Consider the following 13765-nt stretch of genomic DNA (forward strand, 5'->3'; position numbering starts at 1 on the left):
TACTTACCGCTGAATGGCGCCAAGCCTTCAGCGGTTTTTTTGGCTCAGTCAGCGTTATCTGTTGATGACGCTGATGGCAATGCGAAGCAACTGTTCCGGCGAAATAACCCGCTCTCCATCCAAGGCCCAGCGCCAGCCCAGGTAATTGGGCAGGTAGCGCGACGCCACGCCACGAAAACCCTGCAGCCAGGCCTTGAAGCGCTGGTGGTAAGCGTTTACGTTCTGCACATGGATGGCAAGATTGCCCAGACGCCTTACACGCACACCGGCGCGCACATTGACCGCCTCGTGCGCGATCCTGTGCTTGCGTGCAAAGGCGCGGTAAGCGGGATGACCGTCACTGACCAGCAAGGCCTGCCTGTCGAGCCTGGGCCGCAAGTCACGCTCGAGTTGCGCAGCCGTGAGCGCACCCCGGCCAGTGACGGCATCGACCGTGCGACCCTCGCGGTCGCGCGCGACCAGAATGCAGTCCAGTTCATTGGAAATGCCCCGTTTGGCAGCGTGGCCGCCTCGGCGGCGCGGTGGCCGATTGAGCGTGCGTGAACCTTTCTGTGACTCGAGCAGAAATGTTTCGTCAGCCTCGACGATGCCATTGAGCGCCGCCGGCCGGTCGAGCTTGACCCAATGCAGGAAGCGGTGGCGCCATCGAAAAGCCGTGTTGCGGTGTACGCCGATCCGATCTGCTCCCTTGCGTACGGGGAGGGAGTCAAGCAGCACCTGCGAATACGCGAGCCATTTGGCCTTGTGCCTGAGCCGCGCCAGCGGCGTGCCGGTGAGGTCGTTGAAGGTGCGGCCGCAGGCACAGCAGCGGTAGCGCTGTAAATCGTTGGCGAAACCATGCCGGTAACAGTGCTCGTTGCCGCATCTGGGGCAGCAGCGGCCTGGCGCTCTGACCTCAGTGATGAGCGCAACCACCTGATCGAGCCCGGCGGCAGGATGCAGGGCATCAAGTACTTGCCGGCGCTGCGGCTGGTTCAGCGAAGGCAGTTTTGCGAACCAGCCTTTGAAACGAGGCGCTTTCATGATCGACTCCTGACGCTGGGGACAGGGGTTGGACCACTGGACTACTCGTCAGTTCAAAGCTAGTCTCTATTTAACGTTGACTGCGCCTTTTTTTTGTCCACGCGGTTGGCATATTGCCAACGCTTGGCGTGTCAGGCTGGTCGCTGCCGTATTGACGACGGCGTCCGCCAACACGGTTATACTCCCCCTGTTTCGAGACCTACCCGCCATTGAAGCCTGCTCCAGAACAGGCCTGGCAACGCCCCTTCTGGGACGGCAACAAGCACAAGGAACCATGATGGACAAATACAAGACCAAGGGATTGACCGCGGCAGAGCTGTTCGAACGCAACCGCACGTGGGCCGCCACGATGGTGGCCGAGGACCCGAACTTCTTCAAGGCGCTGTCGGAACAGCAGGCGCCGGAATACTTGTGGATCGGCTGCTCGGACAGCCGCGTTCCCGCCAACGAATTGCTGGGCATGGCGCCGGGCGAACTGTTCGTTCACCGGAACATCGCCAACGTCGTCGTGCACTCCGATCTGAATTGCCTGAGCGTGCTGCAGTTCGCCATCGACGTGCTGAAGGTCAAGCACATCATCATCTGCGGCCACTACGGCTGCTCGGGCGTGCACGCGGCGCTGACCGATGCGCGCGTGGGCCTGGCCGACAACTGGCTCGGGCACGTGCGCGACGTGCGCGACAAGCACGGCAAATACCTGGGCCACGTGAGCGGCCGCGCCGCCACCAACCGCCTGGTCGAACTGAACGTGGCCGAGCAGGTCATGAACACGGCCCACACCACGATCGTGCGCGATGCGTGGGAACGCGGCCAGCCATTGACCATCCACAGCTGGGTGTACGGCGTGCATGACGGCCTGCTGCGCGACCTGGGCATCACCGTCAGCAGCTTCGAAGAAATCGAGCCGAAGCTGCGCCGGGTCCTTGATGGCTACGTCGATGGCGGCGTCGTGCGTGAAGAGCGGCGTGGACAGTGATCTGATGCGACTGCGCGCGCTGGTGCGCGCGTTTGTCGACGAGCGGGACTGGGATCAGTTCCACACGCCCAAGAACCTGGCGGCGGCCTTGACGGTCGAGGCGGCCGAGCTGCTGGAGCATTTCCAGTGGCTGCAGTCGGGCCGCGCCGATGAACTTGGCGCGGATAAACTGGTCGAAGTGCGGCACGAGATGGCCGATGTGCTGGTCTATCTCGTGCGGCTGGCGGACAAGCTCGATGTTGACCTGGTCGCGGCGGTCGAAGAAAAGATGGTGCTCAACCGGGCGAAGTACCCGGCCGAGCTGGTGCGCGGCGATGCACGCAAGTACTACGAGTACAAAGAGTACAAAAAACCGTGATCGCCGGCGCCCCTTACATGCCGCCCATGCAGATGTACTTCACGACCAGGTAATCGTCCATCCCGTAGGTCGAGCCTTCTCGCCCCAGGCCTGATTGCTTGACCCCGCCAAACGGTGCGATCTCGGTCGAGATGATGCCGGTATTGACCCCCACCATCCCACTCTCGATCGCCTCGGCCACGCGCCAGACGCGGCCGATGTCGCGCGCATAGAAGTACGATGCCAGCCCGAACTCGGTGTCGTTGGCCATGGCAATCACGTCGTCTTCCGTCTTGAAGCGGAACAGCGGCGCCAGCGGGCCGAAGGTTTCTTCGTGCGCCACCAGCATGTCGGACGTCACGCCGGTCAGCACCGTCGGCTCGAAGAAGCTGTGCCCCAGCGCGTGGCGTTTGCCGCCCAGGAGCAGCTTGGCACCCTTGGCCTGCGCGTCTTCGATGTGCTGCTCGATCTTGCGCACGGCTTTTTCTTCGATCAGCGGGCCTTGCGTGACGCCTTCTTCACGGCCATCACCCACCTTCAGTTTGCCGACCGCGACGGCAAGCTTGCGCGCGAATTCGTCGTACACGCCATCCTGCACGTACAGGCGGTTGGCGCACACGCAGGTTTGCCCGGCATTGCGGAATTTCGACGCGATGGCGCCTTCGACCGCCGCATCCAGATCAGCGTCGTCGAACACGATGAACGGCGCGTTGCCGCCCAGTTCAAGGGAAATCTTCTTGACGGTCGGCGCGCATTGCTCCATCAGCAGGCGGCCCACGGCGGTCGAGCCGGTAAAGCTCAGCTTGCGCACGAGCGGGTTGCCCGTCATCTCGCCACCGATGGCTTTCGAGTCGCCAATGACGACGCTGAACACGCCTTTCGGTACACCGGCGCGCTCGGCCAGCACGGCCAGCGCCAGCGCAGATAACGGCGTGAGTTCGGCCGGCTTGAGCACGATCGGGCAACCGGCTGCCAGCGCCGGCGCGACCTTGCGGGTGATCATCGCGGCCGGGAAGTTCCACGGCGTGATCGCGGCGCACACGCCGATCGGCTCCTTGGTCACGACGATGCGTTTATCCGGCCACGGCGAAGCGAGCGTCTCGCCGGCAACGCGCTTGGCTTCTTCGCCAAACCACTCGAAGTACGAGGCGGCGTAGGCGACTTCGCCCTTGGCCTCCGCCAGCGGTTTGCCTTGTTCCAGCGTCATCAACAATGCCAGGTCGTCGGCGTTTTCCAACATCAAGTCGTTCCACTTGCGCAGGATGGCGGCGCGTTCTTTTGCGGGCAGTTTGCGCCACGCCGGCCAGGCGGCGTTGGCCGCATCGATGGCGCGCTTGGTTTCGGCAGCGCCCATGTGCGGCACGCTGGCCACGGTTTCGCCATTGGCAGGGTTGGTCACGGCGATGGTCTGGCCGTCGTCGGCGTCGCACCAGGCGCCGCCAACAAAAGCTTGCTGGCGCAGCAGGGAAGGGTCTTTCAAATTCGGCATAGTGTCCTCGTCAATTCATGTCGAGCATCGGCTGCAGAGCGCGGATGCAAGCCGTCATGGTAGACCCATTTGCAAACGAACGTGCCGCCGCGCCCGATTACTGCATACTGAAATTCTCGAAATTGTCATGACTTTTGGAAACGTGTGGGCTGCCTCAGCCGAATGAAGTTAAGCTTTTGACATGAAATTTCCCCCGCGCCCGACCCGTTGACTGCCTTGTGGTCGCGCGCCTCAAAGAGAAGGACAACACCATGCGCCCTATCGTAATCGTCCCCGCATGCACGCGTGATTTCGGCGAACATCCGTATCACGCCGCCCAGCACAAGTATGTCGACGCCGTCACTCTGGGCGCCGATTGCGCCTCGCTGATCCTGCCATCGTCCGGCGAATCGCTGGACCTGGACACCATCTTCGGCACCATCGACGGCATCATGCTGACCGGCTCGGCATCCAATGTGCATCCCAGCTATTACTCGGAAGAAGTGCTGGATCCAACGCTGCCACAAGACCCGGCGCGCGACCAGACCACCTTGCCGCTGATCCGCGAAGCGGTACGCCGCGGCGTGCCGATCATCGCCATCTGCCGCGGTTTCCAAGAAATGAACGTGGCCCTCGGCGGCAGCCTGCACCAGGCGGTACAGACGGTCGTCGGCAAGTTCGATCACCGCGAAAAAGCCGAGCTGGGCATGGACGAACAATACGGTGACGCGCACAACGTCACCGTCACGCCCGGCGGCATGCTGGAAGCCATTCTTGGCGCGGCCGAGATCCCCGTGAACTCGCTGCACGGGCAGGGCGTCAATGAACTGGCGCCGGGCTTGTCGGTCGAGGCCGTGGCCGAAGACGGCCTGGTGGAAGCGTTCACCGTGTCGACGTCGCCCGGCTTCACGCTGGCCGTGCAGTGGCATCCCGAATGGCGCATCCAGCACAACCCGTACTCGATGAAGATGTTCCGCGCTTTTGGCGACGCCTGCCGCGCTTACCGCGAGCAGCGCCTGAATAGCGGCTCGCTGTTGAAATGACCCGGCGCGCCCGGCACGAGCCCGGCGCGCAATCGATTACCGACATGAGGCAATAATGGCAATACGCGAAAATTTCAGCTATACCGATATGGAAGAGTGGCTCGACGCAAAGCGGGTCACCGAAATCGAATGCCTGGTGCCCGATCTGACCGGCGTTGCGCGCGGCAAGATCCTGCCGCGCGTGAAGTTCACGGACGACCGCGGCATGCGCCTGCCCGAAGTCGTGCTGGGCATGACCGTGACCGGCAACACGCCGGAACGCGATGACGCCTACGAGCGCGCCATTTCGAGCATCGACCGCGACATGATCCTCAAGGCCGACCCCACCACGATCACGATGGTGCCGTGGGCCGTCGACCCCACCGCGCAGGTGATCCACGACTGCTATTACGCCGACGGCCGCCTGGTCGACTTCGCGCCACGCAGCGTGCTGCGCCGCGTGCTCAAGCTGTATGAGCAGCGCGGCTGGAAACCGCTGGTGGCGCCTGAGCTCGAGTTCTACCTCACCGCGAAGAACATCGACCCGAACCTGCCGCTGGTGCCGCCGATCGGCCGCAGCGGCCGCGCCGAAACGAGCCGCCAGGTCTACAGCATCGATGCGGTCAACGAGTTCGATCCGCTGTTCGAGGACATCTACGATTACTGCGAGCTGATGAACCTGGACGTCGACACGCTGATCCACGAGATCGGCGCCGGCCAGATGGAAATAAACTTCCAGCACGGCGAGCCGCTGGGCCTGGCCGACAAGGTGTTCTACTTCAAGCGCACCCTGCGCGAAGCGGCGCTCAAGCACGACATGTACGCGACCTTCATGGCCAAGCCGATGGTCGACGAGCCAGGTTCGGCGATGCACGTGCACCAGAGCGTGGTCGATGCCGGCACCGGCAAGAACATCTTCAGCACCGAAGACGGCGCGCCGTCCGACCTGTTTCACCATTACATCGGCGGCCTGCAGCGCTACATGCCGTCGGCGATGGCGATCGTGGCGCCATACGTCAACTCGTACCGCCGCATCGTGCGCCACACGGCCGCACCGATCAATCTGCAGTGGGGCATCGACAACCGCACCGTGGGCTTCCGCGTGCCGGTGTCGGGCTCGCAAGATCGCCGCGTGGAAAACCGCGTGATCGGCGCCGACGCCAACCCGTACCTGGCGCTGGCGATCACGCTGGCCTGCGGCTACCTGGGGATGGTCGAAGCGATCGAGCCGTCAGCGATGGTGGAAGGCAGCGCCTACGACCTGCCGGTGGAACTGCCGCAAGGACTGTCCGAAGCGATCACGGTGCTGCGCCGCGAAGACCGCCTGCGCGACGTGCTGGGGGAACGCTTCATCGACGTCTACACGGCAGTCAAGGACCTGGAGCATCAGGAGTTCATGCGGGTGATCAGCCCGTGGGAACGCGAGCATTTGTTGCTGCACGTCTGATCGATCGTTGAACGCGTGGACGGGGGACCCGTCCACCCTACACAGTTTTGCGCGGCGGTTGTGATGATGAGCGTAGGGTGGACGGCTGTGCCGTCCACGCGTTCAACCACTGCTTACGCCGCCACCTCGCGGCGATTGACCAGCACCTGCGGCGCCAGCGACCCGACGACCATGCCGACAAACGCCATGATCAACCCGGCCAGCTGCCCCGGGAAATGCACGCCCCATCCGGTGATCTGCTCGAAGAACAGTATCCACGTCAGCAAGCCGCCCGCGATCGACAGGATCGCACCCTGGGTCGTCGCGCGCTTCCAGTACAAGCCCATCACCAGGGGCACGAACGCCCCCACCAGCGGCACCTGATACGCGCTCGACACCAGCTCGTAGATCGACGTGCCTTCCATCGCGATCGCATACATCAGCACCAGCGTGGCGAAGATCACGATCGTGATGCGCATCGCCAGCAGTTGCTGGCGGTCGGTCATGCCGGGCCGGATGTTCTTGAGGATGTTTTCGACAAAACTCGTCGACGGCGCCAGCAGCGTGGCCGACGACGTGCTCTTGATCGCAGAGAGCAGGGCGCCGAAGAACAGGATCTGCATCACCAGCGGCATCTTGGTCATCACGAACGTGGGCAGCAGGCGCTGGTAGTCGTTCTGCGCGATCTCGAGCGCCTGGCTGCCCATCACCACCACGGCAGCGGCCACGATGAACATCGGCACGAAAGCAAACAGGATGTAGCTCACGCCGCCGATCACGGCGCCGGTGCGCGCGGTTGGCGCGTCCTTGGCCGACATCACGCGCTGGAACACGTCCTGCTGCGGAATCGAGCCGAACATCATCGTCACGGCCGCGGCGATGAAGAACATGATGTCGGTGAAGCTCGGCTCGGGCCAGACGCGCCACAGGTCGGCGTTCTGCGCCATCGCCATCACGTTGCCGGCGCCACCGGCCAGGTCGGCCGCGAACCAGGCGATCACGCTCATGCCCACGACCAGCACGATCATCTGGATGAAGTCCGTGATCGCCACCGCCAGGAAGCCGCCCACCACCACATAGATCAGCACCGTCAGCGTGCCGACGATCATGCCGGCGGCAGGCGACATCGCCCCGGCCGTCAGGACGGAAAACACCAGGCCCAGCGCCGTGATCTGCGCGGCCACCCAGCCGAGATAACTCATGATGATCGCGACCGAGCAGAAGATCTCGATGCCCTTGCCGTAGCGCTGGCGGTAGTAGTCGCCGATCGTGAGCAGGTTGAGTTTATACAGCTTGGTGGCGAAGAACAGGCCCACCAGCACCAGGCACATGCCGGCCCCGAACGGGTCTTCGATCACGGCGTTCAGGCCGCCCTGCACGAACTTGGCCGGGATCCCCATCACCGTTTCGGCGCCGAACCAGGTCGCAAATGTGGTGGTGATCACCATGATCAGCGGCAGGCTGCGGCCGGCCACGGCAAAGTCGCTGGTGTTCTTGATCCGCGTGCCCGCCCACATGCCGAGAGCCAGCGTGCCGAGCAGATAGAGCACGACGAAGGTGATCAAAGTGAGGTTCATGCAGTAGGTGCTCCGAGGCCAGGAAATTTATGAGCGGAAAATTCCGCGATTATAAATCCGAAACCTGGCCGGCGGCCTAAATTGCCATCTCGCGCAGCAGTCGGGATGCCTCGCGGTTGGCGCCGATGCAGGTCCCGTCGCGCATGAAGATCTGCAGTTGCGACTGGTCGTCCGCGCGCATCGATTCGACGAAGTCCAGGTTCACCAGCGCCGAGCGGTGCACGCGGATGAAACGCCGTGGATCGAGCTGCGCTTCGAGTTCCGACATCCCGATGCGCACCAGGAAATGCTGGCCGCGCGCCGAGATCACGGTGTACTTCGAATCGGCCTTCATGTATTCGATCTCGTGCACCGCGAGTGGAAAGATGCGGCCACGGTCGCGCACGAGGATGCGATCAAGCGGCGCCGGCCCCGCACTGGCGCGCACCAGCGCATCTTCGACGGCGGCGCGTTCGGACCGCGCGCCATCGAGCAGGCGCGCCACGCTGTCGGCAAAGCGCGCCCGCGTGAACGGCTTGAGCAGGTAGTCGACCGCGTGCAGCTCGAAGGCGGCCACCGCATACTGGTCGTAGGCGGTGGTAAACACGATCTGCGGCAGGTAGTCGAGCTGGCGCAGCACCTCGAGGCCCGTCATCTCGGGCATCTGGATATCCATGAACACGACGTCGGGCCGCAGCGCCCCGATGCGCGCCAGTGCGCTCGCGCCATCGGCCGCTTCGCCCACCAGCCGCAGGCCCGGATGGGCATAGATGGCGTCGCGCAGCACGTCGCGCGCGAGCGGTTCGTCTTCGGCGAAAAATACGGTCTTCATGGTCATGGCGTCGTGGGCACGGTGACGCAGGCGGCAAAGCCGGCGCCGGGTTGGGAGTCGATGCGCAGCGCGGCGCGGCCGGCGTAGTCGAGGTCCAGGCGCCGCCCGATGGTGCGGATGCCCAGGCCGGGCGACGCCGCGATCGTGGCCGCTGCAGCGCCGGGGCCGTCGTCGCGCACGGTCACGCGCAGCAGGCCGGTAGCGGGTTCGCGCCGGCTCTCGATGCGCAGCACGCCATGGCGGGTGAACGGATTGAAGGCGTGCTTGATGCTGTTCTCGACCAGCGGCTGCAGGCTCAGGGCCGGCACCAGACAATCGCCCAGGTCGGGGTCGAGATCCCACTCGACCCGCAGGCGCTCGCCCAGGCGCAGGCTTTCCAGCTCCAGGTAGTCGCGCACGAAATCGAGTTCGGCGTCCAGCGTGACGCGGTCAATGCCGGCGCGCTCGGTGTCGAGCACGTAGCGCAGCATGTTCGAAAACTGGAACAGCGCCGTCTCGGCCGCCTCCGGATTGCGGCCGGTGAGGGCGATGATCGAGTGCAGCGTATTGAACAGGAAGTGCGGATTGAGCTTGCTGCGCAGCGCGCCCAGTTCGCTCGCCACCAGCAGCGTCTGCGCCTGCTGCGTGGCGAGGGCCTGGCGCTGGGTCGCGGCGTTGGCGCGCACCAGGTGAAAGACACCCGCCACCACGGCGTAGCTCATCATGTTGTACAGGAAGGGCCACAGGTGCCAGGACAGCGGATGGGGTGGCGGGTTCTGCGTCACGACCAGCACCGTGTGCGCATAGGTGGCAAACGCCAGCGCTGCCAAGACATGGATGACGAAGCGTTGCACGCCGGGGACGGCGCGCCGTTCGAAGCGGCCACTGAGCGGCCAGAGCAGGGCCAGCATCGCTGCCGATGGCGCAATGCTCACAAAGGCTCGCCAGAACAGGGATGGATCGAGCCGGCCCGCCAGCAGGGTGTCGGCCTGCATCACCAGTGCAATCACCAGCATGTAGCTCAGCCAGGCGGCGATGTACAGGCGCCACATCGGCGAAAGGACGTAAGACTTGGTCGTGGTCATCTGTCGAGTATCGCGCAGAAAAACCGTCCTGCGGCGGGTCTTGCGCCGAAATGCGGGAATCCGGTGCGAACTGCAGGATTGCGTCATCAGGACACGGATCACGTCCTTGCGTTTTTGTGCACGTTATTGCACGAACTTGCATGTTTGTGTACAGTGACGTGTCTAGAACAAGGAGAACGCCATGCAATTAGCCGAAGAACGGCGCGATGCCATCGTCGATGCGGTCGAGCGCGAGGGCAGGGTACTGGCGGCAGAACTGGCCACACGCCTGGCAACCTCGGAAGACACGATCCGGCGCGACCTGCGCGAACTCGATGCAGCCGGCCTGCTGCGCCGCGTGCATGGCGGCGCGATCCGGCGTCAGCCGGAGCCCAGCTTCAGCGAGCGTGCAACCACCGACCTGCCGCGCAAGACTGCACTGGCGCATGGGTTGCGCGCCTGCATCCGGCCGGACGACACGGTCCTGATCGACGCCGGCTCGACGCACCTGGCGCTGGCGCGCCTGCTCGACGATGGCTGCGCCGCGACGATCGTTACCAACAGCCCGCAGATCGCGCTGGCGCTGGGGGGATTCAGGCTTACGCGCATCGTGCTGCTGGGCGGCACTTACCATCCGGCGCTCGGCGCGACGGTCGGCGCAGCCACGCTGGCCGAGGTGGCCCGCCTGCGGCTCGATCTGGCGCTCGTCGGCGTGTGCGGCCTCGATCCCGCGCGTGGCGTGAGTGCCTCCGACCCCGAAGAAACGGCGCTCAAACGCGCGATGTTCGCCGCCAGCACGCGCCACGCGGTCGCAGCGCTCAACGAACGCTTCGACGACAGCGCGGCGTTCCTGTTCGGCGCGCTGTCAGAGATCGACCATCTGGTGCTGGAGCACGACGCCCCTGCCGCCAGCATTGCCCTGCTGCGCCAGCACCATCCGGCGCTCGACATCACCATCACCACAAAGGCTGCCGCATGAATCACATATCTACCGTTACTCCACGCAGCATCGACGCGGCGCGCTGGGCCATCTCCACCGTGTTCCTGCTCAACGGCGCCGGCATCGGTCTGTGGGCCGCGCACGTGCCGACCGTGCAGGCGCGCATGGGGATCGATACAGGCATGCTGAGCATGGTGCTGCTGACCGTCGCTGCCGGTGCGCTGCTGGCGATGCCGCTGATGGGCGGGCTGACCGGCCGCTGGGGCACGCGCCGCATGGTGCTGCTCTCGGGGTTTGCGTTCGCAGCAATGACGCCGCTGATCATGGGCGCGCCAAGCCTGCCGCTGCTGTTCATCGCCGCGTTCCTGTTCGGCGTCAGCAACGGCGCGCTGGACGTGGCGATGAACGCCAACGCGAGCGAAGTCGAAACCGCGCGCGGCTTGCCGACGATGTCGTCGTTCCACGGCTTCTTCAGCCTCGGCGGCCTGTTCGGCGCCGGCATCGGCGGACTGCTGGTCGGGCAGGGCCTGGGCCACGGCCAGGGCGCACTGATGGTTGGCGTGGTCACGGCAGTCGTGCTGGCGCTGTCCGCGCCGCGCGTGATGGGCTTTGCCGCCACGCACGGCGCCGGCAGCCACTTCTCGCTGCCGCGCGGCGCAGCGCTTGGCCTGGGCCTGCTGGCGCTGTTGTGCTTCGCGGTGGAAGGTGCGCTGGTCGACTGGAGCGCCTTGCTGATGCAGGAGCGCACCGGCGCCACGCCGGCATCGGCGGCGCTGGGCTTCTCGGCATTTTCCATTGCGATGGCGGCGTGCCGCTTCGCCGGCGACCGGCTGATCGTGCGCTTCGGTGCGCTGCGCATCATGGTCATCGGCGGCCTGGCGATGTTCGCCGGGCTGGCGCTGGCAGTGGCCAGTACGCACTTCGTGCTGTCGGCCGTTGGTTTTGCGCTGGTTGGACTGGGCGCGGCGAACGTGGTGCCACTGCTGATCGGGGCCGCAGGACGCATTCCCGGCATGAGCGCCGGGAATGGCGTGGCGGCAGTGGCCACGCTCGGCTACGGCGGGTTGCTGCTGGCGCCACCGGTGCTGGGCTGGGTTGCCATGCACTCGAGCATCATGGTGGCGCTGGGCGGGCTGTCGCTGTCAGGCCTCGTGATCGCCCTGAGCGCCCGTGTGATCCGGCGCTAGGGCGTCGCACAGGTCAGAAGCAGTGTTCGGCAGCCGGGAAGCTGCCATCCTTCACGGCCGTCACATAACTGGTGACGGCTGCATCGATGCTGGTCTGGCCGTCCATGAAGTTCTTCACGAAGCGTGCCTTGCGGCCCGGGAATACGCCCAGCAGATCGTGCATCACCAGCACCTGGCCCGAGCAATCGGGACCGGCGCCAATGCCGATCGTCGGCACCGACAGCAGCTCGGTGACTTCCTTGCCCAGCGCCGCTGGCACCGCTTCGATCAGGATCAGCGCCGCGCCGGCCGCCTGCAGCGCCAGCGCATCGTTCTTCAGGCTGTCGGCGCCCGCGTCGGTCTTGCCCTGCACGCGGAAACCACCCAGCTGGTGCACGAACTGCGGCGTCAGGCCAATGTGCGCGCACACCGGAATGCCCCGTTCCACCAGCAGGCGCACGGTGTCGGCCAGCCAGGCGCCGCCTTCGATCTTGATCATCTGCGCGCCGGCGCGCATCAGCTGCACGGCGCTGTCATAGGCTTGCTGCGGGTTGCCATAGGCGCCGAACGGCATGTCGGCCAGCACCAGTGCGTGCTTGTTGCCGCGCGCGACCGAGGCCGTGTGATAGACCATGTCGGCCACCGTCACCGGCAGCGTCGAATCGTGACCGGCGCAGACCATGCCGAGCGAATCACCGATCAAGAGGATCTCGACGCCGCAGCGGTCCATCAGCGATGCGAAGCTGGCGTCGTAGCAGGTCAGCATCGCAATTTTGTTGCCGGCTGCGCGCATGGCCAGCAGCGATGGCACGGTGACGGCTTTCGGCGTTGCCGGTACGGGGGCCGCGGGCGCGGGCACAGCGGCAGGTGTGGGGGCACCTGCGCCAGCCGTCATCTCGTTACCCTGCAAATAACCACTCATGAAGAAATCCTTTAAAACGATACGTCCTGGCCGCCTAGTGTAATGCGGCCCCTGCGAAGCTGCAGTCAGCGCGCATTCTACTGCAGCCTGCCTTTCCTGACACTGCCACCCCCATGTCATCAAGCCGTCAAAATACTTCAATATTCTTTGAATTGTTGTACCGTTCAGATATGATCTTCATGTCTTCTAATGCATTAATCGGGAACGCCATGGATACCAAAGCAACACTTGCAGCTCTTTCAGCCTTGTCGCAGGGGAGCCGCCTTGCGATTTTCCGGCTGCTGGTCCAGGTAGGGCCGGCGGGGCTGGCGGCCAGCCGGATTGCCGAGCACCTGGACGTGCAGCCGTCGGCGCTGTCGTTTCATCTGAAAGAGTTGTCGCACGCAAATTTGCTGTCGTCCCGGCAGGACGGGCGCTTCGTGATCTATTCGGCCAACATCGACACGATGAATGGCCTGGTTGGTTTTCTGACCGACAACTGCTGCGGCGGCGTGCCATGCAACGCAGCCACGGCGGAGCCATGCAAGCCGAACTGACGTTGCACATAACCCTTAACCAGACCAACCATCCCATGAACATTCTCTTTCTCTGCACCGGCAACTCCTGCCGCTCCGTCCTCAGCGAGGGCACGTTCAACCATCTGGCGCCCGAGGGGTGGCAGGCAATCAGTGCCGGCAGCCAGCCAACGGGCTCGCTGCATCCGCGCGCTGTCGCACTCCTGCACCGCAAGGGCATCTCGACCGAGGGCTACTACAGCAAGTCGTGGGACGATTTGCCGGTCACGCCCGATATCGTCGTGACCGTCTGCGGCAGCGCCGCAGGCGAGACCTGTCCGGCCTACCTCGGCCCGGTGCTGCGAACGCACTGGGGCCTGAATGACCCGGGGCACGTTGTCGGCACCGACGAGGAAATCGAAGCGGCGTTCGAGCGTACTTATGCCATCATCCTGGCCCGCACGCAGGCCTTCCTGGCGCTGCCGCTGGAAGAACTGCAAGCTGACCGCAACCGGTTCAAGACCGAGCTCGACCGCATCGGCACCCTGTTGCCCTAAACG

The 13765-nt window shown here is 64.6% G+C and carries 14 protein-coding genes; 8 read left to right on the forward strand and 6 right to left on the reverse strand.

Going from position 1 to position 13765, the window contains the following annotated elements:
- Positions 1–54: 54 nt before the first annotated feature.
- Positions 55–1023, reverse strand: coding sequence for an IS1595 family transposase (locus AC56LN_RS00445; protein WP_499569364.1), 969 nt, complete (start codon positions 1021–1023; stop codon positions 55–57).
- Positions 1024–1300: 277 nt separating this feature from the next.
- Between AC56LN_RS00445 and can the strand changes: the two genes are divergently transcribed.
- On the forward strand, positions 1301–1999 hold the full coding sequence (gene can, locus AC56LN_RS00450; RefSeq protein WP_482896414.1) for a carbonate dehydratase: 699 nt from the start codon (positions 1301–1303) through the stop codon (positions 1997–1999).
- Positions 1962–2357, forward strand: a complete 396-nt coding sequence (locus AC56LN_RS00455; RefSeq protein ID WP_499570756.1) for a nucleotide pyrophosphohydrolase — start codon at positions 1962–1964, stop codon at positions 2355–2357. The genes can and AC56LN_RS00455 overlap by 38 nt, the downstream gene beginning before the upstream one ends.
- 13 nt (positions 2358–2370) lie before the next feature.
- On the opposite strand, the gene gabD is transcribed toward AC56LN_RS00455, so the two are convergent.
- A complete protein-coding gene (gene gabD / locus AC56LN_RS00460; RefSeq protein WP_499569365.1) occupies positions 2371–3825 on the reverse strand; it encodes an NADP-dependent succinate-semialdehyde dehydrogenase in 1455 nt (484 codons plus the stop codon).
- Positions 3826–4076: 251 nt separating this feature from the next.
- Between gabD and AC56LN_RS00465 the strand changes: the two genes are divergently transcribed.
- Complete coding sequence (locus AC56LN_RS00465) at positions 4077–4847, forward strand: gamma-glutamyl-gamma-aminobutyrate hydrolase family protein (RefSeq protein WP_499569367.1); 771 nt, start codon at positions 4077–4079, stop codon at positions 4845–4847.
- A gap of 55 nt (positions 4848–4902) precedes the next feature.
- Complete coding sequence (locus tag AC56LN_RS00470; protein ID WP_332533165.1) at positions 4903–6273, forward strand: glutamine synthetase family protein; 1371 nt, start codon at positions 4903–4905, stop codon at positions 6271–6273.
- 113 nt (positions 6274–6386) lie between these two features.
- Here AC56LN_RS00470 and AC56LN_RS00475 read toward each other — a convergent pair whose 3' ends face one another.
- The 3 genes from AC56LN_RS00475 to AC56LN_RS00485 all read right to left on the reverse strand — a co-directional run bounded on the left by AC56LN_RS00475 (position 6387) and on the right by AC56LN_RS00485 (position 9704).
- Entirely contained in the window at positions 6387–7829 is a 1443-nt protein-coding gene (locus tag AC56LN_RS00475; RefSeq protein ID WP_499569368.1) for a high affinity choline transporter 1, read from the reverse strand.
- 76 nt (positions 7830–7905) lie between these two features.
- On the reverse strand, positions 7906–8646 hold the full coding sequence (locus tag AC56LN_RS00480) for a LytR/AlgR family response regulator transcription factor (RefSeq protein WP_499569369.1): 741 nt from the start codon (positions 8644–8646) through the stop codon (positions 7906–7908).
- Positions 8643–9704, reverse strand: coding sequence for a sensor histidine kinase (locus AC56LN_RS00485; RefSeq protein WP_499569370.1), 1062 nt, complete (start codon positions 9702–9704; stop codon positions 8643–8645). Before AC56LN_RS00485 ends, AC56LN_RS00480 begins: the two co-directional genes overlap by 4 nt.
- A 181-nt stretch (positions 9705–9885) precedes the next feature.
- Between AC56LN_RS00485 and AC56LN_RS00490 the strand changes: the two genes are divergently transcribed.
- Together AC56LN_RS00490 and AC56LN_RS00495 are read left to right on the forward strand one after the other, a co-directional pair.
- Complete coding sequence (locus AC56LN_RS00490; RefSeq protein WP_499569372.1) at positions 9886–10662, forward strand: DeoR/GlpR family DNA-binding transcription regulator; 777 nt, start codon at positions 9886–9888, stop codon at positions 10660–10662.
- Entirely contained in the window at positions 10659–11810 is a 1152-nt protein-coding gene (locus AC56LN_RS00495; protein WP_499569373.1) for an MFS transporter, read from the forward strand. Before AC56LN_RS00490 ends, AC56LN_RS00495 begins: the two co-directional genes overlap by 4 nt.
- Before the next feature lie 13 nt (positions 11811–11823).
- On the opposite strand, the gene panB is transcribed toward AC56LN_RS00495, so the two are convergent.
- Positions 11824–12711, reverse strand: coding sequence for a 3-methyl-2-oxobutanoate hydroxymethyltransferase (gene panB / locus AC56LN_RS00500; protein ID WP_499569375.1), 888 nt, complete (start codon positions 12709–12711; stop codon positions 11824–11826).
- A gap of 209 nt (positions 12712–12920) precedes the next feature.
- Between panB and AC56LN_RS00505 the strand changes: the two genes are divergently transcribed.
- Positions 12921–13247, forward strand: coding sequence for an ArsR/SmtB family transcription factor (locus tag AC56LN_RS00505; protein WP_499570757.1), 327 nt, complete (start codon positions 12921–12923; stop codon positions 13245–13247).
- Between the two features lie 35 nt (positions 13248–13282).
- The gene (locus AC56LN_RS00510) at positions 13283–13762 is read left to right on the forward strand and encodes an arsenate reductase ArsC (RefSeq protein ID WP_499569377.1); all 480 of its coding nucleotides are present in this window, start codon (positions 13283–13285) and stop codon (positions 13760–13762) included.
- The last annotated feature ends 3 nt before the right edge of the window (positions 13763–13765 follow it).

This window comes from Telluria sp. ZT3P26 (assembly GCF_059686035.1).